This is a genomic window from Psychroserpens sp. BH13MA-6, from assembly GCF_052983595.1.
The window spans coordinates 1-20,799 of sequence record NZ_JBRJGE010000002.1; the positions used below are offsets into that span (position 1 = coordinate 1).

A 20,799-nucleotide genomic window follows, 5' to 3' on the forward strand; every position below is an offset into this window, starting at 1 on the left:
GGGGCTCACCTCTTACCATTCCGAACAGAGAAGTTAAGCCCATTTGCGCCGATGGTACTGCATCCGTGGGAGAGTAGGTCGCCGCCTTTTTTGAAAGCCCTTCATTTTATTATGAAGGGCTTTTTGTTTTTATATTCAATCTATTTTGTTGAAGCGTACTAGTGCTTTTTAAACATACTATCCATAATGATTTTTAAGCCTTTAAAACCAAAATAAATAGCGAGAATACAGAGTATACCTGCTACAAGAAGAATGGGAATGTATAAGGGTTTTTCGGGATTGCTTAATCCAACATAAAACAGGGTAGGACCGAGAAACATTAGTATCAATGTGATACCCATGGTCTTAATTCCTTTGATTAATACCTCTTTATCTGTTCGTTTAGTGTCCGGTTCCATATTTATAATTTTCAATAGCTGTTCTTACATTTTTGTATTTGTCTAGTAGTGGCTTAGCTTCTTCTATACTAATTCCTAATTCTTTGGACAACATTTTGACACCTCTATCTACTAGTTTATGATTACTCAACTGCATGTCGACCATTTTGTTACCTTTTACCTTATTGAGCTTGATCATTGTAGCGGTAGATATCATATTGAGTACTAACTTTTGTGCTGTACCGGCTTTCATTCGCGAACTGCCTGTGACAAATTCCGGACCTACGACCACTTCTATAGGGTATTGTGATATTTGAGCTAACGGACTATTTCGATTACAGGTAATACAACCAGTAATGATACCATACTTGTGGCATTCCTCTAGTGCGGCAATCACATAAGGTGTCGTTCCTGATGCTGCAATTCCAACTACAACATCTTTATTTGATATATGATAGGCTTGTAAGTCTTTCCAACCTTGAGTTGTAGAATCTTCGGCAAATTCGACTGCCTTTCTAATAGCAGTGTCGCCTCCAGCGATAAGTCCGATAACTAAGTCGTGTGAAACACCAAAGGTTGGCGGACATTCAGATGCATCTAAAATTCCTAATCGTCCACTAGTGCCAGCACCAATATAAAAGAGTCGACCACCATCTTTTAACTTAGGGACAATTTTTGCTATCAGTTTCTCGATTTGCGGAATGGCTTTTTCTACAGCTAAAGGCACCGATTGATCTTCGCTGTTCATATAGGTTAGTAATTCATTTATAGTCATTTGTTCTAAATGATTATAATTGGAATCTTGTTCTGTTGTTTTTATGAAAGTCATATTGTAAAAATAGCCAAATTTTTCTTCTGCGTTAGTGGTAGTAGCGACATCCTTTTTGTTTTCAACAAAAAGATACAGCGAATGACACGACGCTTTAAAGTTTGGACTTTAAAGGGTAACGCCCAAAAATGCTTACTCAACGGTGTAAATTAACTCTGCAACTTCGGACAACCGGAAATAACCCAATGGAAAATTATCTGGATTTGTCTCATTGATACAATTACCGCGAACAGTAGCCGGCTGTGTCTCAAAAGGTCCACCTCCTTCCTCCGCGTTTTGCTGTAATAGAATGAACATAAAATCGTAAAAACGCTCGGAAACACCGTAGTTTCGAATCGTCACCAAGTCACCTGTTTCGAGTTCTTCTTCGGTGTAAAAGCCAAAAATTTGGTTACCATTCGTAAATTCGTCATTATAAACTTCCAAGCTTGGGATGACAGGAATATCACTAATAAATTCGAAAAAATAGTAATTTTCTTGATCAATAGGGTCTGAATAAAATGCTTTGAGTTCTGTTTCTTCACCTGTAAAACCGCCTTCGTCATTTTGTTCTACGTAATCGATGTCTACTACCGATTTTAAAGTTTCACTGGCTAGGTAGGTTTCGCCGTTATAAATAATTTCAAGGTTATAAGTGGCATCGATTTCAGGTATAAAATTATTGTTGCGATAGATGCCTGAATTATTGTCTTCAGTAAATACGAAAACCTCATTATCTCCCTTAATGACTCTAACGTCTGCACCAGAAGCTGGAGGCACATCGTTGTCAAAATAAGGTGCAGATAAAGTTAATTTTATTTCTTGTTCATTACCAGGTGTGTTTTTAAACCAATTAATAGAGGCATCGATAACGAGTTTAGGCTCTGAATTATTTAAATCAACATCAACTACATCTTCACAAGAACAGATCAATAAACCTAAAAATATGTATATGTATTTTTTCATAGACTTAAAATTTAAAATTATAAGAAACTGATGGGATGATTCCAAAAATGGCTAATCGCGTTGCTTCATTTGTACCCGTATTTCTATTTTCTCCAAACGAAATAGACGCGGCATTTCGTCTGTTATAGACGTTATAAATTCCAAAAACCCATTCTCCCTGCCATCCTTTGGTTTTTTCTGGATTAGGATTATAAGTTGCAGACAGATCCAATCTGTGATAGGAAGGTAAACGACTTGAGTTTCTAGATTCGTAATTAGGAATGGTGATACCGTTGTAAACATATTGTCCGTTAGGAAAGGTGGTTGGTTGTCCTGTTTGGAATAGGAAATTACTGTTAAATGTCCATTTCTTATTGAGTTCGTAGCTTCCAGTTAAAGAGATATCATGAGTTTTATCATAAGCCGTGCTATACCATTGTCCGTTATTAATTCCGGTTTCTTCAGAAGTTCGACCTTGGGTTTGCTGTTCAGATTTGGAAAGTGTATAAGCTAACCAACCTTTGAACTTGCCTTCATTTTTTCTGAACAAGACTTCTAGTCCGTAAGCTCGAGCTTTACCATTAAGAATGACTTGTTCAATAGCATTATTAGCAATTAAGTCGGCACCATCAACATAATCGATTCTATTTTCTATGGTTTTATAAAAGCTTTCAACTTCCAATGAAAATTGATTGTCTTTAAAGGTTTTGAAATATCCCAAAGCTACCTGATCTAATAGCTGTGGCTTCACATACTTGCCACTTGGTGTCCAGACGTCTAAAGGTGTTGGTGAGGTTGTATTAGAAAGTAGATGCAAATACTGTGTCATTCGATTATAACTTGCTTTGACCGATGAATTGTCATTAACTTGGTAAGCCAATGATACTCTTGGTTCGAAGTTAAAAAATGAAGCAATCACATCACTGCGGTCATATGTTTCGGTCCCTATTGGTTCTGCTTTTTCATAAACCTGTAATGCCTCGTTAAATATCAGCGGATTATCATTTTCATACATATTTAACTCATTTTGTCCCAAGCGCAGAAACGAGCTTAGGCGCAAACCATACGACAATGCCAAGGTATTGTTTATTTGATGTTCTGCATCTATGTACAAAGCATTTTCAAAGGCATATTTATCGATGAGTTTAAATTCATTAATTCCAGAGGTTGGCGTAGAAGGTTTGATATCGCCAGGATTAAATTTGTAATAAATACTATTCAGACCATATTCCAACTTAAAATTATTATTAACATAATGCTTCAAGTCGTATTTAAAGTTGAAATTCTGAATACCAGAATCCCAATCAAATTCTACAAAATTTAGATTTAATCCGTAATAATAATCCGAGTAAATCAAAGACATATTGGAAAACAATTTATCAGAAAAGAGGTGATTCCACCTAAAATTAAGAACCGTGTTACCATAAGTATTCTCAAACGTATCAGAGATGTTAAAAACGTCTCTTCCAAAATAGCCTGAGAGGTAGATGCTGTTGTCTTCGTTAAGTCGGTAACTCAATTTGGTGTTTAAATCATAGAAATAAGCAATATTATCAATGTCGAAAAGCGGTAAAAACAAATGAGCATAACTGCTTCTGCCACCGAAAAGAAAAGAGCCTTTTCCTTTTTTAATTGGGCCTTCTGCCAAAAGTCGACTTGATACAATGCCAATACCACCATTCATATGAAATGAATTACTGTTACCGTCTTTTTGGTAGATATCTAACACAGAAGACACTCTTCCTCCGTATTTTGCTGGGATGCCACCTTTGTATAATTTGATGTCTTTAATGGCATCTGGATTAAAAACTGAGAAGAATCCAAAGAGATGTGAGGAATTAAAGATAGTGGCTTCATCTAATAATATGAGGTTTTGGTCTGCCGCTCCTCCACGGACATTGAATCCTGAAGACCCTTCTCCAGCATTGGTCACGCCAGGTAGCAAGGTAATAGATTTTATAACATCCACTTCACCAAGTACCACAGGCATTTGTTTGATCGTACTAATGGAAAGTGCATTAACACTCATTTGTGGTTTCTTTATGTTGAGCTTCTCAACGTCTTGTTTTATGACAATTTCTTCAAGGGTCTCGGTGTTTTCTTCCAATCTGTAATTCATTATTTTGTTTTCAGAAAGTGCCATATTTTCTGTAATGGTTGTGTATCCGAGATAACTAATTTGAATTTTATAGGTACCTTCTGGCAGTGTGATGGAATAGAACCCGTATTCGTTGGTGGTAGTACCTGTTTGCAATTCAGGAACAATGATATTGACGCCAATGAGTGTTTCATTACTATCAGCATCTGTAATTGTACCGCTTAAAGTGACATTGTTTTGTGCAAAAATATTACAAAGACAAAGTAGCAACGGGAGTAGGGCTTTTATTTTTAATCCTGTCATATTTCAAAAGTACGAAACACCAGTTTTAGATGTTTGTATCGATAAGTTAATTAATTATTAAAATGGCAAGCGGCTTATGTCTACATTACCACCCGAAATAATAAGTCCGATTTTAGTGTTTTCAAACTTATGTTTCTCTTTTAATATAGCGGCGAAAGCTACAGCACTTGAAGGCTCAATGATAATTTTCATACGTTCCCATATAAATTGCATTGCCTGAACAATGTCAGTTTCAGATACCCTAATAATTTCTGTCACGTGCCTCTGTATGATTGGAAAATTATGTGTCCCTAATTGTGTTCGTAATCCATCGGCTATAGTATTGGCTGATGTATTAGTTTCAATCTTACCACTCAAAAGAGAACGATAGGCATCATCAGCTTCTAAAGGTTCACCACCGAAAACCTCACAGTTATTACCGAAATAATGAGCGGCTAAAGCAGATCCAGCAATGAGTCCGCCACCACCTACTGGACAAAATACAGCATCTAGATTAGGATATGCTTCGAGTAGCTCCATGCACGAGGTGCCTTGGCCTAATATCACTTCTGGATCATTAGATGGATGTACAAAGGTGGCTCCTGTAGTGTGAACAATATGATCGGCAAGCCCTTGACGTGCGTCTATGGTAGGTTCACATTCTAATATCGTCCCACCATAACCAATCACTGCATTTTTTTTGACTTGAGGAGAATTGGAAGGCATGATGATGGTTGCTTTAACTCCTAAACTTTGAGCTGCGAAAGACAATGCTTGGGCGAAATTACCCGAGGAATGCGTCACAACACCCTTATCTTTTTGAGCGGCTGTTAATTGCATTATGGCATTCGTTGCACCACGCATCTTGTAAGCACCAGTTTTCTGAAAATTCTCACATTTAAAATATAATTCGGCACCTGCCAATTCATTGACAAGTCTTGATGTCAATACTGGTGTTTTGTGTATATAAGGTAATATACGCTTGTGGCAAGCAATAAGTTGTTCTTTGGTCATACCCTAAAGTTACAATATGTTTCAATATTGGCATAAAAAAAGACTGTCAGAAGACAGTCTTTCATATACATAGGAATCACGGTTATCCTATAATTTTATTTAAGGTGTCACTAGGACGCATTGCTTTCGCAGTCAAGGATTCATTTGGTTCGTAGTAACCACCTATATCCATAGCTTGTCCCTGAACACTATTTAGTTCCTCAACAATTTTAGCTTCGTGAGCTTGCAAATCTCTAAAGACTTCTGCGAACTCATGCTTTAAGTCATCGTCTTTTGTTTGATTGGCCAAAGCCTCAGCCCAAAAGAGGGCTAAATAAAAATGGCTTCCTCTATTATCGAGTTCATTTACTTTTCTTGATGGCGACTTACCGTTGGTCAATAACTTTTCAGTAGCATCATCTAAGGTTTCCGACAATACAATGGCTTTAGAATTATTATTCACGTTTCCGAAGTGTTCCAAAGACACTGCCAAGGCTAAAAATTCACCGAGAGAATCCCAACGTAAATGATTTTCTTCTTGAAATTGTTGTACGTGCTTTGGCGCAGAACCTCCAGCACCAGTTTCAAAAAGTCCACCGCCATTCATTAAAGGAACAATGGATAACATTTTAGCACTAGTTCCCAATTCTAAAATCGGAAAAAGGTCTGTAAGATAATCACGTAATACATTACCCGTGACTGAAATAGTGTCTTTTCCTTCTTTAATACGCTCTAGGGTAAATTGCGTTGCTTCAATAGGAGCGAGGATTCTTATATCCAAACCAGACGTATCATGATTTGGTAGGTAGGTATTTACTTTTTTGATTAATTCTGCGTCATGCGCTCTATTTTTATCCAACCAAAAAACAGCAGGTGTTTGTGAGGCTCTCGCTCTTGTTACTGCTAATTTTACCCAGTCCTGAATAGGCGCATCTTTGACCTGGCACATTCTCCAGATATCACCAGCTTCTACTTGGTGTGATGTTAAGATGTTTCCATTGGCATCAATTGTTTCTACTTTTCCATCTGAAGGAATTTCGAAGGTTTTATCATGGGATCCATATTCTTCTGCTTTCTGAGCCATTAAGCCAACATTGGGAACCGTTCCCATAGTCGTTGGGTCAAAGGCACCATGTTTTTTACAAAAATCGATGGTCGCTGTATAGACACCTGCATAACTACTATCTGGAATAACAGCTTTAGTATCCTGTTGTTTACCTTCGGCATTCCACATTTGACCAGACGTACGGATCATGGCAGGCATTGAAGCATCTATGATCACATCACTAGGTACATGTAAATTGGTAATACCTTTATCTGAATTAACCATGGCAACATCAGGTGCATTAGCGAAAGCCGTAGCAATATCTTCTTCAATTTGTAAGCGCTTTGCCTCAGGGAGTTCAGTTATCTTACTTACTAAATTTCCAAAACCATTGCTCACATCAACACCAAGCTCTTCAAAAGTGTCACCGTGCTTTTGGAACAGTTCACTAAAGAACACACGTACGGCATGACCAAAAATAATAGGATCAGACACTTTCATCATCGTCGCTTTCATATGTAATGAAAACAACACATTTTTTTCTTTGGCATCTTTAACTTGTTCTTCTAAAAACGCTAAAAGCGCTTTCTTGCTCATGACGGTGGCATCGATAATTTCATCTTTCAACAGCGCTAAATTATCTTTTAAAATAGTGGCATTTCCAGCATTGTCCGTATGAACAATTTTCACAGTCGTAGCTTCAGGTAAGGTTACGGAAACTTCGTTGTGCGCGAAATCACCATGTGACATCGTCGCGACATGTGTTTTGGAATCTGAAGACCATTCACCCATAGAATGCGGATTCATTCTGGCAAAATTCTTGACGGCTTTTGGAGCACGTCTGTCAGAGTTACCTTCACGTAACACAGGGTTTACGGCACTACCTTTTATTTTGTCATAACGTGTTTTGATGGCTTTAGCTTCCGCTGTTTCCGGTTCATCAGGATAATCAGGTAAGGCATAGCCTTGCGCTTGTAATTCTTTGATGGCCGCTTTTAATTGCGGAATGGATGCACTGATATTAGGAAGTTTGATAATATTAGCTTCAGGTAATTTTGCTAAAGCTCCTAATTCTGATAAGGCATCTGGCACTTTTTGAGTGGCCGTCAGAAAATCAGGAAAATTCGCTAGAATTCGTCCTGCTAAAGAAATATCGCGACTCTCAACATTGATGTTTGAAGACTTTGTAAAAGATTTTATTATAGGTAAGAGTGAATGCGTAGCCAAAGCAGGTGCTTCATCTGTTTTCGTATAAATGATCGTAGGAGTATTTGCCATAAAATATTTAGAATTTAGTATAATGAAATCGCTTAAAAATTAAGCTGTGCAAATATACAAAAAACTAGTTGCTTTTTAGGCAAGCCATCTCATGTCTTGAAAATTAGGAACTGATGAATATCACACTATTTTCAATTGGTACTTCAAGAGGAGCCCTAGGGCATTATCTTTAGAGAATTTGGCACCGTTCATCTTATTTTTATTTGGATCTATTGCAAGATTATAAGCTGTTTTAAAATCGGTTTTTTCCAAGATGCAATGCTCAAAAATAGTGTCTTTTAAATTGCAGTCTTTGAATGTCGCACTTGTTAAATCTGCATGGCTAAAGTCGGCTTGTTCCAAGTTGCAAGAGTCAAAAACGGTAGTTTTCAGTTTTAAGTTAACGAAGGAGGCTAAATGCAATTGGGAATTGATAAAGGTCATAGACATTAAAAAGGGATTGCTATCGTGAAACGGAACACCCACTAATTTGCAGGTATTAAAAACGACCTCTTTAAATAGCACCTCTTTTGCTTTGATTAGACTTAAATTGCAATCAAGAAATTCACATTCTAAAAAGCTAATTCCAGATAGATAGGATTCTGAAAAATCACAATTGATAAATTTACAATGGTCATATTCTGCTTTTTCTATGGGATTGTCCTTATAAGTTTGGTCTTTAAAAGTCTTGTCAGAAATAAATGGAAGTCTCATGGCGCTGATTTAACACCCTAAAGTTAAAAAAAGCAAGGTTATTAAAAAACAAAAGCCATATCACTGTAGTCAGAACTACTTTGACATGGCTTTTTTGAGATAGTTACACGTGACCTATTTACCATTGCTGACAAACTCGAGACAGCTGAACTCACGTTCCCTCATCTCTTTCGGTTCAAGTTTCACTATTTCAATGAAACCTTTCATAACTTTCAAAATGTATTGACCTGCTATTACTCCGTTTCGTTTTGATTGTTTTTCTTGATGATTGTATTCCAAATCATTCGCTTGCGCGTTTGACCATGATACCATCATTGCCCATCATTTTCACTGTCACTTTCGGTTCAGTTACTTGTCAAGACTTTCCACTTAATTTGTATCAACTGCATACACATCTGACACACCTTAAGCTTCATGATTCTGCTACTTACACGCATACACCTGCAGTAGTCACAACCTCAAAAAACAAATCTATATAAAGAACGTTACTTTATTACAATTTAACATTAATTTGAAGTTTAATTCAAAAACAAACGAGGTTTGTTGTTAATTGTTTAGCTAAAGTAGGTTTTTGTTTGAAAATTCCAAATTTTTAACTGATTTAGATATTCACATTTTATAAACCGAACTTATTAACAAAAGTTCATAACTAAAAAAGCCTTGACACAATCGTCAAGGCTTTCAGAAATTTATGTAGTTGAAGCTTATCTTCTAACTTCTTTAATTCTTGCTTTCTTACCTGTAAGACCTCTAAAGTAGTAGATTCTCGCTCTTCTAACTTTACCACGCTTATTAACTTCAATTTTTTGAAGTGCTGGTAAGTTAATTGGGAAAATACGTTCTACGCCAATAGTCCCAGACATTTTTCTAATGGTAAAGGTTTGAGAAGCACCCGTACCTTTTACTTGTAACACAGTACCTTTAAAAAACTGAGTACGTGTTTTAGCACCTTCCTTAATCTCGTAATACACAGTAATGGTATCACCAGCTCCAAATTCTGGAAAATCTTTTTTGTCTACAAATTCGTCTTGTACAAATTTTACTAAAGAATTCATTTTTATCTTTTTATTAAAGTTGTTTCAAATCAACATTCGCGATTTTCGCCAGAGGTTAATCCAAAAGTGGGTGCAAAGATAATTAATAAAACTATATTCACAATGTTTCCCAATATTTTTTTTGGTGTTTCGCTAAGGCGTATTCCAACGACTTAGCGTCAGGCTTTCCGCTATATCTTTTGCCGCTATGCCAGCAAAAGGATGCCGCATCAATCCTTAACACAAGCGTTTAATCCTTAAGTAAATCGGGTCGTCGTTCTTGAGTTATTTTATAAGCTTGTTCTTCTCGCCATTTTTCAATTTCAGGAAAATTTCCGCTAAACAAAACCTCAGGAACTTTCATGCCTTTATAGGTTCTAGGTTTGGTGTAAATAGGTGGAGCCAATAAACCATCTTGAAAAGAATCGGTTAGGGCAGAGGTTTCGTTACCTAAAACACCAGGAATTAATCTAATGACGGCGTCACAAAGCACTGCAGCACCTAATTCACCGCCTGACAATACATAATCACCGATGGATATTTCACGTGTTATAAACTTGTCGCGAACACGTTGATCCACACCTTTATAATGTCCGCACAGAATGATAATGTTATCTTTGAGTGATACCTGATTGGCGATACCTTGATTAAGACGTTCACCATCTGGTGTCATGTAAATGATCTCATCATAAGAACGTTCACTTTGCAACGCCGAAATACATTTATCTATTGGCTCTATCATCATGACCATACCAGCACCACCTCCGAACTGAGTATCGTCGATAGCCTTGTAATTGCCAGACGCATAATCTCTTAAATTATGAAAATGAACACTCACTAATTGAGCTTCTATAGCTCGTTTCAAAATAGAAGCTTCAAACGGACTCTTTAGCAGCTCTGGTAACACAGTTATAATGTCTATACGCATGATTCTTAATTATAAAATGCAAAGATAAGTTTAATTGTATGGACTACTAATAAATTTTATTTAACTCTATAACTAGCCAAATATTAGTTTTAATTTGTACTTTTGGCTAGTTATAGAAAACATTATGAATGCAGTTATCGGCAGGGAATCGCAGCTCAAATTGCTCGCTGAAGCTTTAGATTCCAACAAATCTGAGTTAGTAGTTGTGTATGGTAGACGGCGTGTTGGTAAGACATTCCTAATCCGAGAAGCCTACAAAAAACAAATAGTTTTTGAGATTTCAGGAATTCCAGATGGCAGTTATAAAGACCAATTATCAAACTTTCATAATGTGCTTTGTCGTTTGGATGCAGCATTTAAAGATGAACCAACACCAGAAAATTGGTTAGATGCCTTTGCTTTATTAAGCGATTATTTAGATAGCTTAAAAGGTTCAGGGAAAAAAGTCGTGTTTATAGATGAGTTTCCATGGATGTATACTAGGCGTTCCAAATTCGTCCAGCTTTTTGGTCATTTTTGGAATAGTTACGGCTCTAAACGAAAGGATCTCATTGTGGTTGTATGTGGTTCGGCGGCATCTTTCATGGTCAATCGCGTGATCAATGATCGTAAAGGACTTCACAATCGCATCACCATTCCTATGCGGCTCTTACCTTTTAATCTGTACGAAACCGAATTGTTTCTCAAATCGAAAAAGGTCCATCTAGATCGCTATTCTTATCTACAACTTTATATGGCTATTGGTGGTATTCCACACTATTTGGATAAAATTCAGTCAGGTGATAGTGTTGCGATGGCCATCGATCGTTTGTGCTTCCAAGAAAACGGTATTTTAGTCAACGAGTTCAATCAAGTATTTGTGTCGCTGTTTGATGATTCCGACAATCACATGAATATCGTAAAAGCCTTATCCAAATCACAAAGTGGTATGAGTCGCGACGATTTGGTAAAATCTACACCCATGAGTTCCGGTGGAACCTTAACAACCACCTTGTTAGAATTGAGTGAATCTGGTTTTATTTCAGAGTATCAACCTTATTCTAATAAGAAAAAGGAAACCTTGTATCGTTTGACCGATGAGTACTCAATTTTTTATTTAAAATTTATTAAAAACAATAAGGGGAGAAGTTGGAAGACACTTTATACATCTAGAAGTTACAGTTCATGGAGCGGATTTGCATTTGAAACCTTGTGTCTTAAGCATGTACAGCAGTTATTAAAAGGCTTAGGTATTTCAGGTATAGAAGTTCAAAGCTCAAGTTGGAGAAATGATAAGGCACAAATAGACTTACTTATTGATCGCAGTGACCGATCGGTCAACCTTTGTGAAATGAAATTTTCAGAACGTGAATTTACGATGACTAAAAGTTATGCAGCCAATGTGGAAAATAAAAAACGTGAATTTTTAAGTGCGATGACAAAACGAAAAAATGTATTTGTGACTTTTGTCACAACGTTTGGTGTCGTCTCAAATAAATACAGTAATCAGGTCATGAATAATCAAATCACAATGGAGAGTCTATTCGAAAAAGATTAGTTTCTATATCTAGCCAAAACTTTAATTGATACTTACTTTTGGCTGGATATAAAAAAAGCCTATCAACTAAATGACAGGCTTTCTATTACGGCTTTTTTCTATTAAACTCCTAAGAATTTTTTTGCTTATTGATTTCGTCTTGTAATTGACGTCTTACTTTTTGTTCCCGTTCTAAAGCCACGCGTCTGTGTTCTTCAAATTCCTCTTCTGTCTCTACTAGAGTTTTTCTCGCTTGCTTGGTAATCGCATTACTATTTTTATACTTGTAAATAAAAAACAATAGTAGTGCTGATAACACGCCCACGATACTCCAAAGAATAAGACTATAATTCGGTTTAGTCATCGGCATGCCAAATAAGGTCATGCTGTCTTTTTCAGCAATGGTATTATCGAGATTTGTTTTTGTATTGGCTAAATTCTGTTTTAAATCTTCTATCTCTTTAGCTTGAGACGCAACAATAGCTTGTGTGTCATCTAATGATTTATGTACAGCATTTAAAGAATCAATGGTATGGGCTTTTAAAGCGTAAAGCCATGTTTTCTTGACTGTTTTGTATTCTTGCCAGCTATTGGAACGTCTAATGACATACTCAAATTGGTTATCTATAGTTCCGCTGTTAAGGGATAATTTTTCATCGTCATCATTACTTTGAGAGAAGGTCGTTGAAAAACTGAATAAGGTCAGTGTTGTAAGTAATAGCGTTTTAAAAAACTTCATGGTTGCTTTGGTTGAATTTAATAGCTTAATTAATGGTTAGCAATATAATAATTTAAACGTAAATCGGCACGCGATATAACTATTTAGCCTCACAAGAGGTGAGGCTAAATTATATACGGTGCAAATATTATTTTGGATGTCTACCTTATTAATAATATGAGTAACGTCTCACCTTAGCAATATATTTTGCTAATCTAATGACTTGATGGCTGTAACCATACTCATTATCATACCATATATATAGGATGGCATTTTTCCCGTCTTGACGAACAATGGTCGCCTTACTGTCATAAATGGCAGGAGCAGAGCTTCCAACAATATCACTAGATACAAGCTCATCGCTCATTTCATATTTTATTTGTTCCACTAAATGCCCTTCCAAAGCATATTTTTTCATAATAGTATTGATACCTTCTACAGATGTCGCCTTATCTAGTTCTAAATTTAAAATAGCTAAAGATCCGTTTGGTACGGGTACTCTAATGGCATTAGAGGTTAACTTTCCTTCTAAAGAAGGTAATGCTTTAGATACGGCTTTTCCGGCTCCTGTTTCTGTAATGACCATGTTTAGACCTGCAGCTCTACCACGACGATATTTTTTATGGAAATTATCGACTAAGTTTTGATCATTCGTATAAGCATGAATGGTTTCTAAGTGACCACTTACGACACCAAATGTGTCTTCCATAGCTTTTAATATAGGTGTGATGGCATTGGTTGTACATGAGGCTGCAGAGAATATATTGACTTTATCTGGATGATGATCGAGATGGTTCACACCATGAACAATGTTAGGAATGCCTTTTCCTGGTGCTGTCAGTAATACTTTATCAACACCTTTGGATTTCAAATGACGGCTAAGCGCTTCTTGATCTCTAAACGCACCTGTGTTATCTATAACTAAGGCATCATGAATTCCGTATTGTGTATAATCAATATCTTCTGGAGCATTCGCAGAAATCATATTAACGGTCGTTCCGTTAATCAATAATGCACTTTGCTTAGCATCTGCCACGACAGTTCCTGAGAAATCTCCATGAACAGAATCGTTCCTAAGCAAAGACGCTCTTTTCTCTAGAACCACATCATCAATGGCACCTCTAGTAACTATCGCACGCAATCGCAACTGACTCCCTTTTCCAGTACGCGTCATTAATTCTCTGGCAACTAAACGACCAATCCTTCCAAAGCCATAAAGCACCACATCCTTAGGTTGTATGAGTTTATTCTTTTTCGCATCTTTCAATTTGGAAGCCACAAAACCAGTGGCATTGCTATATTTTTGATCTTCGAGGTGGAATTCGTAGGTTAATTTACCAATATCCAATTTGGCAGGTGGCAGATCCAATGTTTTAATGGCTTGAGCAATCTCTACAGAATCAAAAATAGATATTGGTTTCTGTACAAATTCTCCGGCATATTCGTGTAGATTGAGAATTTCGCTCACATTACGATCAATCAGTTGATTTCTAAAAATCACTAGTTCTATAGATTTATCATACCATAGGTCGCTAACAATTTTAATAAATTCTACCGTAGCTCTGCGACGGTCTGCTTGAAAAGCGAGTTCTTTTTCATAAGTTCCGTTTAAACTCATTGTGTTTGGTTTAGTGTGTTGTTGTATTTAAAATTTTTGCAAAAATAGCATATTTCAAACGTTTTCGTAAGATTTTTTCATAAAATAAAAAACCCTTCAGTTTTTCAATACTAAAGGGTTTTATAAGCTCCTAAATGGTCTTTTATTATCTAAAGATGACTTCCTTTTTCTCTAGATTCGAGTCAAGATATTCTAATCTATAAATATTGTCTTGGGCATCTGCTCCATACTTCTCACTAAACTTTGAAATATCTGCGACACTTTGAATCTTCATATCATTAATTCCCGTAATGATGTAACCACTTCTAAAGCCTAATTTCGAATATAAAAAGGCATTTTTATTATCTTGGACAATCACGCCGTGTGAAATATCATAGGCTTTTTTCAATTTTGATGGAATATTTCGCAACTGCATATCCATGAACTCAACACTGATGATATCACTTTTAGATAATTTTACCGGAATAGATTTAATGCGACCATTTCTTAAAATTTCAACATTTACAACATCATTCGGACGTTTAGTTTTCAAATACCCGCTTAAGTCGGAAAATTTAGAAATTTCAATATTGTCCAATTTTTTTATGATATCGCCATTTTTAATGCCTGATTTATCTGCGCCAGAATTGGCTTCAACATTGCTGACATATACACCTTGAATTTCATTAACGCCTAGTTCTTTGGCTTCTTGAGACTGACTATTTAATATAGAAACCCCTAACACCCCTTCTTGCACATCACCGAACTCCATGATATCCTCAACAACTTTACGAGCTATATTACTCGGTACGGCAAAGGAATACCCGATATACGACCCTGTTTGAGATGAAATAGCAGTATTAATACCAATCAATTCGCCTCGAGCATTTACAAGCGCACCTCCAGAGTTACCAGGATTTACAGCGGCATCTGTCTGAATGAATGATTGTGATTTATTGGTAGATAAGTCTCTAGACTTTGCACTGATGATACCAGCAGTTACAGTCGAGGTGAGGTTGAACGGATTACCGACCGCCAAAACCCATTCACCTACTTTAGCAGTATCAGAGTCTCCGAAAGCTATAGATGGTAAATCTTCTTCCGCATCAATCTTTAACAAAGCAATATCGGTTTCTTCATCCGTTCCAATGAGCTTCGCATCGTAAACTCTATTGTCATTGAGTGTAATAGAAATTTTGTTAGAACCGGCAATCACATGGTTATTTGTGATGATATAGCCATCTTTATTTATGATGACGCCACTTCCTGTTCCTACTTGGGCTCTTGGTGTGGCTTGTCTGCCATAGAAAAAGTCTTGTAATGTAGGTCGCCCAGTTACCAGTGCTGTATTCTTGACATGGACTACAGCATGTACCGTATTTTCAGCAGCAACGGTAAAGTCTATGTCGGCATTCGATAATAAATTGGAGGTTGTTGCGTCATAATTTGTATTTATAAATGACGGCTCCTGTTGGTTATCAGTGATGGTGATTGGCTGTGTTTCTTCTATAAAATATTTGTAGGCAGATAAAGTAATAATTCCACCTAACACAGAAACAAATACTAATGTTAGAATCTTTTTCATGTTATCATTGTTTAATAATTAGGTAACGATTAAAATTAAATATTTATTGATTTTGAAATTCAACTTTAACGATTTTTAACGTCATCTTTAACGTGTGTTTAACAGCGTAATTTTCTTACCATTATTCCTATATTTGCATGACTTATGCAATTTACTTTTTATAAATATCAAGGAACTGGGAACGATTTTGTGATGATTGATAATCGTCATGCAATCTTTGACAAAAATGATACCAAACTCATCGCTTTTTTATGTGATCGTCGATTTGGTATTGGTGCAGACGGACTCATACTTTTAGAAAATCACGAGGTCTACGATTTTAAAATGGTTTATTTTAATGCCGATGGAAACGAAAGTACCATGTGTGGTAACGGTGGTCGTTGCATCGTAGCATTTGCCAAATTTTTAGGACTGATAGATCAGAAAGCTGTATTTGAAGCCATTGATGGAAAGCACGAAGCGACCATAGCGGATGGTTTGGTTCATCTGCAGATGCAGGATGTTGATCATATTGAAGCCTTCAAATCCCATGTTTTTTTAGACACAGGATCGCCACACCATGTGCAATTAGATCAGAATCTGTCCGAATTAGATGTAAAATCGAAAGGAGCAAGCATCCGTTATGGAACTCCTTATCACCATAGAGGAGGGACTAACGTTAATTTTGTGACTAAAAAATCAAATGACAGATTTTCAGTTCGTACCTATGAAAGAGGTGTTGAGGATGAAACCTTGTCTTGTGGAACAGGTGTTACAGCTGTCGCTATAGCCATGCATTATATTGGTGAGACTGAAAAAAACTTGATTACCTTACTCACGGAAGGCGGCGAGCTTCAAGTCACTTTTGATAACACAGCGTCTGGATATCATAATATCTGGCTCATCGGACCAGCAACACAAGTGTTTAAAGGAACGCTATCATGACAACATTGAAAGGAGATCACATATATCTAAGAGCTTTAGAACCAGAAGACCTGGAGTTTATTCATGAGATAGAAAATGACCAAAGCATTTGGGATATCAGTAATACGATTACACCCTATTCTAAATTTTTAATAAAACAATACTTAGAAAACGCGCACAAAGATATATTTGAAGTAAAGCAATTACGATTAATGATTTGTGATAAATCGGATGCTACTATAGGGTTGATTGATTTATTTGATTTTGATGTCAGTAACAAAAGAGCTGGTGTTGGAATTTTGATCAAAGATGTGAAGAATAGACAACAAGGTTTTGGCAAGGAGGCTTTAAAATTATTGATTGATTATTGTAAATCCCATTTGGATCTGCATCAATTATATTGTAATATTTCCGAAGACAATAATAACAGTTTAAAACTGTTTAAAAATCAAGGTTTTCAAATTATAGGACTCAAAAAAGACTGGAATTATCGTCATGGTTCATATGTCAATGAATATCTTCTACAATTAATATTTAACTAAATGTATATCAAAAAAATACTTTGGGCTATTGCCCTCATTGGATTATTGGTGGCTGCCTACTTTGCATTTTATATCTATAATGCCATGCTTTCACCAAATACAGCTTTCAATAATGATGAAGCCTATATTTATGTGCCAACCAATGCTAATTATGACACCGTTCGCGAGCAACTGAAACCTTTGTTGGAAGACATGGAAGCCTTTGATATGCTAGCAAAGCGCAAAAAATATGTGTCAAATTTAAAAGCAGGAAAGTTTGTTATTAAAAAGGGCATGAGTAATAATGATATTATCAATTCAATTAGGAGCAACAATATTCCAATAAAATTATCTTTCAATAATCAGGAGTCCTTAGAAAAATTAGCAGGAAGGATTGCAAATCAAATTGAAGCAGATAGTCTGGATTTAATTGTAGCGATGACTGATCCTAGTTTTTTGAAGAAAAGCGGTTATACCAAAAAAACAGCGCTAGGTATGTACATCCCAAATAGCTATGAGTTTTTTTGGAATACAGATGCTCAAGCGTTTCGTGATCGCATGTTAACCGAGTATAATCGTTTTTGGAATGAGTCTAGAAATGCGAAAGCCAAGTCAATAGGATTGACTAGAGATGAGGTCATGACACTGGCGTCTATTGTTCACGAAGAGTCAAAGCAAGCTTCAGAGCAACCGAGAATCGCAGGTGTTTATATGAATAGACTCAAAATAGGCATGCCGCTTCAGGCAGACCCTACATTAAAATTTGCAGCATATCAATTACCTGAATATCAAAATACGATTATAAAACGGGTTTTAAACAAGCATAAAGGCATAAAATCACCTTATAATACCTATCTAAACGTAGGACTTCCTCCAGGATTGATTGCAATGCCAGATATTACGGCCATTGATGCAGTTTTAAATTTTGAGAAGCACAATTATCTTTATTTTGCAGCCAATGCTCAAAAATTGGGATATCACAAATTTGCCAAAACATTAGCGCAACACAATGTGAATGCTAGAGAATATCAAAGATATTTATCGTCGCAAGGGATTAATAGATAATATGAAGCGACTTGGCATATGGATAGGACTCTTTTTATTGATGCCTTTATACAATGGCGCTCAGTCTAAGCTGGATGTTTTTTTAAAACCATCTGACACACTTCATAAGCCTAGACGAAATGCGGTCATTATTTCTGAAGCTACTTTAGCCACTATCACCTTCATAGGATTAGATCAACTATGGTATGCGGATTTTCCAAGATCAAAATTCAAAACAACCAATGATTTGAATGAATGGTTACAAATGGACAAAATGGGGCATGTGTTTTCCTCATACCAACTAGGTAAAACAGGGGCTAATTTATTAAAGTGGAGTGGTGTGGGAAAGAAAGATCAATTACTTTATGGCGCTACCTTAGGACTTGGATTTTTATCGGCTGTTGAAATCTTAGATGGCTATTCTGAAGAATGGGGTTTTTCTTGGTCTGATATGGCAGCTAATGGATTAGGAACTGGGTTGTTTATCGGACAAGAATTATTATGGAACGAACAACGTATTACCATGAAGTATTCATTCCATCAAACGCATTACGCAGCACTTAGACCTGATAAATTAGGTGATGGTCTTCTGGAGGAAGCATTGAAAGATTACAACGGTCAGACTTACTGGTTGAGTGCAAATATTCATTCGTTTTTTAAAAATAGTCGGGTGCCCAAATGGTTAAATTTGGCATTTGGCTATGGAGCAGAAGGCATGATTACAGGAAAAAATGAAGAGGTGGTTGATAACTTATTAATAACTCCAAATAGAAGGCGTCAATTTTATTTGAGTTTGGACGTAGATTTATCGAGAATTCAGACAAATTCTCGCTTTTTGAGATCGTTGTTTGACGTTTTTAACCTGATTAAAGTCCCTTTTCCTACTTTGGAGTTTAACGGTAAAAATGGTATCAAGCTCCATTATATCTACTTTTAACAACACTTTAACAGCTTATTTTCAGGGTTTTAAAAATTAGTGTATCTTTGCAGGCGCAATTTGTAAGTCGTCTAAGGGGAAGACTTTGGCTTACAGAAATTAGCTATTATGATTAAAAATGTAGGTAATTATTTTATAGTTCCGTTGGCTGTTTTCGCTACCCTTTTTATGGCATTAAAACCAGCTCCTTCAATTAATTTTGAGGACTATTCAACGGAAGGTATGGAGTTGAATTTTAACATTTCTCATGATTTGGCGATGCATTCAGATGATGCTAGTAATGCCAATCTAGATCACACAGACCTCGGTTTTCCTCACTTAGGCAAATCTTATAATGGATTTAAGGAGGCACTAGCTTTTAAAGAGTCTCGAGGGGATTATTTCACGGTCAATACCTTAGGCTATTTAGGGAAATATCAATTTGGTGCTGAAACGCTTAAATTGATTGGTATTTATAATCCGACCAAGTTTTTGTACTCGCCTGAGCTTCAAGAAAAAGCCTTTTTAGCCAATGCAGCAAGAAATAAATGGATCCTTAGAAAGGATATCAAGCGCTTTGTAGGTAAGAACATAGGAGGTGTAAAAATTACAGAATCTGGTATATTGGCTGCTGCACACCTTGCAGGACCAGGTAGTGTAAAGAAATATCTAAGAAGTTATGGAAACCATAATTTTTCTGATGCTTATGGTACAACCATTAAGCATTACATGAAAAAGTTTTCTGGATATGATACATCCTTTATTGAAGCCAATAAAAAGGCCAAAGCCATTCTATAGATTTAATCCTTGTGAATTAAAAAAATAGCTGGACGTTTGTGTAAATCTACATTCACGTTTTTCCACTCACTCGCGGTCATGGTTTTGATATATTCTGTGGGAAGTGTGATATCACATGCGATGCAAACCCTGGTGTTTGGATGTAAGGTGCTACAGATGTCCTCTAATATCTTATTGTTTCTGTAAGGTGTTTCAATAAATAATTGCGTTTGATTCTGTTCAAAAGATAAGCGTTCTAAACGTTTGAGTGTTGTTTTTCTCTCTGATTTATCTATTGGAATATAGCCGTTAAAAGTAAAACTTTGCCCATTCATTCCTGAGCTCATTAAGGCAAGTACAATCGAAGATGGACCAACCAATGGCACTACTTGAATGTGTTGTTCATGTGCCATTTTTACAATGTCTGCTCCAGGGTCTGCAATGCCAGGACAACCTGCTTCTGAAAGTAATCCCATGGATTTTCCTGTTTTACAATCGTCAAGGAAATGCTGTATTTCTTCGTGTTGTGTGTATTTATTTAACACCTTAAAGCTGAGGCTCGACTGTTGTTTTCTTGAATTGATGAGCTTTATGAAGCGTCTGGCTGATTTTTCATTTTCAACAATATAATCATCAATCATTTCAATGACTTTCTTTACCGAAATTGGTAAAACTTCTAAAGGCGGATTATCACCAAGCCGCGTAGGAATTAGGTAAAGTTTACCATAGTGTTCACTCATG

19 protein-coding genes and 1 rRNA gene are annotated in these 20,799 nt (G+C 36.4%); 7 read left to right on the forward strand and 13 right to left on the reverse strand.

The window, feature by feature from the left end; genetic code table 11:
• A 5S ribosomal RNA gene (rrf, locus tag ACU8DI_RS04570) occupies window positions 1–90 on the forward strand; the annotation flags it as partial.
• A 68-nt stretch (window positions 91–158) separates the two neighbouring features.
• Here rrf and ACU8DI_RS04575 read toward each other — a convergent pair.
• The 9 genes from ACU8DI_RS04575 to trmD form a co-directional block, all read right to left on the reverse strand.
• Complete coding sequence (locus tag ACU8DI_RS04575; RefSeq protein ID WP_447111573.1) at window positions 159–398, reverse strand: DUF6095 family protein; 240 nt, start codon at window positions 396–398, stop codon at window positions 159–161.
• Window positions 382–1,206 carry an N-acetylmuramic acid 6-phosphate etherase gene (murQ, locus tag ACU8DI_RS04580; RefSeq protein ID WP_447111574.1) on the reverse strand — a complete coding sequence of 275 codons (825 nt, stop codon included), beginning with the start codon at window positions 1,204–1,206 and terminating at the stop codon, window positions 382–384. The genes ACU8DI_RS04575 and murQ overlap by 17 nt, the downstream gene beginning before the upstream one ends.
• Before the next feature lie 132 nt (window positions 1,207–1,338).
• Window positions 1,339–2,151, reverse strand: coding sequence for a DUF4249 domain-containing protein (locus tag ACU8DI_RS04585; protein ID WP_447111575.1), 813 nt, complete (start codon window positions 2,149–2,151; stop codon window positions 1,339–1,341).
• Window positions 2,152–2,155: 4 nt separating this feature from the next.
• Window positions 2,156–4,531 carry a TonB-dependent receptor gene (locus ACU8DI_RS04590; RefSeq protein WP_447111576.1) on the reverse strand — a complete coding sequence of 792 codons (2,376 nt, stop codon included), beginning with the start codon at window positions 4,529–4,531 and terminating at the stop codon, window positions 2,156–2,158.
• A 57-nt stretch (window positions 4,532–4,588) separates the two neighbouring features.
• Window positions 4,589–5,524 carry a threonine ammonia-lyase gene (locus tag ACU8DI_RS04595; protein WP_447111577.1) on the reverse strand — a complete coding sequence of 312 codons (936 nt, stop codon included), beginning with the start codon at window positions 5,522–5,524 and terminating at the stop codon, window positions 4,589–4,591.
• 82 nt (window positions 5,525–5,606) lie between these two features.
• Window positions 5,607–7,826 carry an NADP-dependent isocitrate dehydrogenase gene (locus tag ACU8DI_RS04600; protein WP_447111578.1) on the reverse strand — a complete coding sequence of 740 codons (2,220 nt, stop codon included), beginning with the start codon at window positions 7,824–7,826 and terminating at the stop codon, window positions 5,607–5,609.
• A gap of 120 nt (window positions 7,827–7,946) precedes the next feature.
• A complete protein-coding gene (locus tag ACU8DI_RS04605; RefSeq protein ID WP_447111579.1) occupies window positions 7,947–8,519 on the reverse strand; it encodes a pentapeptide repeat-containing protein in 573 nt (190 codons plus the stop codon).
• A 704-nt stretch (window positions 8,520–9,223) separates the two neighbouring features.
• Window positions 9,224–9,574: a 50S ribosomal protein L19 gene (rplS, locus tag ACU8DI_RS04610; RefSeq protein ID WP_447111580.1), complete on the reverse strand. Its 351-nt coding sequence runs from the start codon at window positions 9,572–9,574 to the stop codon at window positions 9,224–9,226.
• Between the two features lie 229 nt (window positions 9,575–9,803).
• Entirely contained in the window at window positions 9,804–10,481 is a 678-nt protein-coding gene (gene trmD / locus ACU8DI_RS04615; RefSeq protein ID WP_447111581.1) for a tRNA (guanosine(37)-N1)-methyltransferase TrmD, read from the reverse strand.
• A gap of 124 nt (window positions 10,482–10,605) precedes the next feature.
• On the opposite strand from trmD, the gene ACU8DI_RS04620 reads away from it, so the two are divergent.
• Entirely contained in the window at window positions 10,606–12,018 is a 1,413-nt protein-coding gene (locus ACU8DI_RS04620) for an AAA family ATPase (RefSeq protein ID WP_447111582.1), read from the forward strand.
• Window positions 12,019–12,127: 109 nt separating this feature from the next.
• Here ACU8DI_RS04620 and ACU8DI_RS04625 read toward each other — a convergent pair whose 3' ends face one another.
• The 3 genes from ACU8DI_RS04625 to ACU8DI_RS04635 all read right to left on the reverse strand — a co-directional run bounded on the left by ACU8DI_RS04625 (window position 12,128) and on the right by ACU8DI_RS04635 (window position 15,897).
• Window positions 12,128–12,736, reverse strand: a complete 609-nt coding sequence (locus ACU8DI_RS04625; protein WP_447111583.1) for a tRNA (guanine-N1)-methyltransferase — start codon at window positions 12,734–12,736, stop codon at window positions 12,128–12,130.
• 148 nt (window positions 12,737–12,884) lie between these two features.
• Entirely contained in the window at window positions 12,885–14,333 is a 1,449-nt protein-coding gene (locus ACU8DI_RS04630) for a glyceraldehyde-3-phosphate dehydrogenase (RefSeq protein WP_447111584.1), read from the reverse strand.
• 145 nt (window positions 14,334–14,478) lie between these two features.
• Entirely contained in the window at window positions 14,479–15,897 is a 1,419-nt protein-coding gene (locus ACU8DI_RS04635) for a trypsin-like peptidase domain-containing protein (RefSeq protein WP_447111585.1), read from the reverse strand.
• A 144-nt stretch (window positions 15,898–16,041) separates the two neighbouring features.
• Here ACU8DI_RS04635 and dapF point away from each other — a divergent pair, with 144 nt between their 5' ends.
• From dapF to ACU8DI_RS04660, 5 genes are all read left to right on the forward strand, one after another.
• On the forward strand, window positions 16,042–16,821 hold the full coding sequence (gene dapF, locus ACU8DI_RS04640) for a diaminopimelate epimerase (protein ID WP_447111586.1): 780 nt from the start codon (window positions 16,042–16,044) through the stop codon (window positions 16,819–16,821).
• On the forward strand, window positions 16,818–17,342 hold the full coding sequence (locus ACU8DI_RS04645; RefSeq protein WP_447111587.1) for a GNAT family N-acetyltransferase: 525 nt from the start codon (window positions 16,818–16,820) through the stop codon (window positions 17,340–17,342). Before dapF ends, ACU8DI_RS04645 begins: the two co-directional genes overlap by 4 nt.
• Window positions 17,343–18,386 carry an endolytic transglycosylase MltG gene (gene mltG / locus ACU8DI_RS04650; RefSeq protein ID WP_447111588.1) on the forward strand — a complete coding sequence of 348 codons (1,044 nt, stop codon included), beginning with the start codon at window positions 17,343–17,345 and terminating at the stop codon, window positions 18,384–18,386. It begins immediately after the preceding gene.
• 1 nt (window position 18,387) lies between these two features.
• Complete coding sequence (locus ACU8DI_RS04655) at window positions 18,388–19,302, forward strand: DUF2279 domain-containing protein (RefSeq protein ID WP_447112057.1); 915 nt, start codon at window positions 18,388–18,390, stop codon at window positions 19,300–19,302.
• Window positions 19,303–19,410: 108 nt separating this feature from the next.
• Window positions 19,411–20,079: a peptidoglycan-binding protein LysM gene (locus ACU8DI_RS04660; protein ID WP_447111589.1), complete on the forward strand. Its 669-nt coding sequence runs from the start codon at window positions 19,411–19,413 to the stop codon at window positions 20,077–20,079.
• A 2-nt stretch (window positions 20,080–20,081) separates the two neighbouring features.
• Here the strand turns inward: ACU8DI_RS04660 and ACU8DI_RS04665 are convergent, their stop codons facing one another.
• Window positions 20,082–20,798 carry an SAM-dependent methyltransferase gene (locus ACU8DI_RS04665; protein ID WP_447111590.1) on the reverse strand — a complete coding sequence of 239 codons (717 nt, stop codon included), beginning with the start codon at window positions 20,796–20,798 and terminating at the stop codon, window positions 20,082–20,084.
• Window position 20,799 lies beyond the last annotated feature (1 nt).

What these genes read in the sequence shown, in the direction of transcription:
- ACU8DI_RS04600 (WP_447111578.1), bottom strand. Translation starts at nt 7,826, where the DNA reads ATGGCAAATACTCCTACGATCATTTATACGAAAACAGATGAAGCACCT.
- ACU8DI_RS04665 (WP_447111590.1), bottom strand. Translation starts at nt 20,798, where the DNA reads ATGAGTGAACACTATGGTAAACTTTACCTAATTCCTACGCGGCTTGGT.
- ACU8DI_RS04620 (WP_447111582.1), top strand. Translation starts at nt 10,606, where the DNA reads ATGAATGCAGTTATCGGCAGGGAATCGCAGCTCAAATTGCTCGCTGAA.
- ACU8DI_RS04575 (WP_447111573.1), bottom strand. Translation starts at nt 398, where the DNA reads ATGGAACCGGACACTAAACGAACAGATAAAGAGGTATTAATCAAAGGA.
- ACU8DI_RS04635 (WP_447111585.1), bottom strand. Translation starts at nt 15,897, where the DNA reads ATGAAAAAGATTCTAACATTAGTATTTGTTTCTGTGTTAGGTGGAATT.
- trmD (WP_447111581.1), bottom strand. Translation starts at nt 10,481, where the DNA reads ATGCGTATAGACATTATAACTGTGTTACCAGAGCTGCTAAAGAGTCCG.
- ACU8DI_RS04595 (WP_447111577.1), bottom strand. Translation starts at nt 5,524, where the DNA reads ATGACCAAAGAACAACTTATTGCTTGCCACAAGCGTATATTACCTTAT.
- rplS (WP_447111580.1), bottom strand. Translation starts at nt 9,574, where the DNA reads ATGAATTCTTTAGTAAAATTTGTACAAGACGAATTTGTAGACAAAAAA.
- ACU8DI_RS04630 (WP_447111584.1), bottom strand. Translation starts at nt 14,333, where the DNA reads ATGAGTTTAAACGGAACTTATGAAAAAGAACTCGCTTTTCAAGCAGAC.
- ACU8DI_RS04645 (WP_447111587.1), top strand. Translation starts at nt 16,818, where the DNA reads ATGACAACATTGAAAGGAGATCACATATATCTAAGAGCTTTAGAACCA.
- ACU8DI_RS04660 (WP_447111589.1), top strand. Translation starts at nt 19,411, where the DNA reads ATGATTAAAAATGTAGGTAATTATTTTATAGTTCCGTTGGCTGTTTTC.
- ACU8DI_RS04655 (WP_447112057.1), top strand. Translation starts at nt 18,388, where the DNA reads ATGAAGCGACTTGGCATATGGATAGGACTCTTTTTATTGATGCCTTTA.
- murQ (WP_447111574.1), bottom strand. Translation starts at nt 1,206, where the DNA reads ATGACTTTCATAAAAACAACAGAACAAGATTCCAATTATAATCATTTA.
- ACU8DI_RS04585 (WP_447111575.1), bottom strand. Translation starts at nt 2,151, where the DNA reads ATGAAAAAATACATATACATATTTTTAGGTTTATTGATCTGTTCTTGT.
- ACU8DI_RS04590 (WP_447111576.1), bottom strand. Translation starts at nt 4,531, where the DNA reads ATGACAGGATTAAAAATAAAAGCCCTACTCCCGTTGCTACTTTGTCTT.
- ACU8DI_RS04625 (WP_447111583.1), bottom strand. Translation starts at nt 12,736, where the DNA reads ATGAAGTTTTTTAAAACGCTATTACTTACAACACTGACCTTATTCAGT.
- mltG (WP_447111588.1), top strand. Translation starts at nt 17,343, where the DNA reads ATGTATATCAAAAAAATACTTTGGGCTATTGCCCTCATTGGATTATTG.
- ACU8DI_RS04605 (WP_447111579.1), bottom strand. Translation starts at nt 8,519, where the DNA reads ATGAGACTTCCATTTATTTCTGACAAGACTTTTAAAGACCAAACTTAT.
- dapF (WP_447111586.1), top strand. Translation starts at nt 16,042, where the DNA reads ATGCAATTTACTTTTTATAAATATCAAGGAACTGGGAACGATTTTGTG.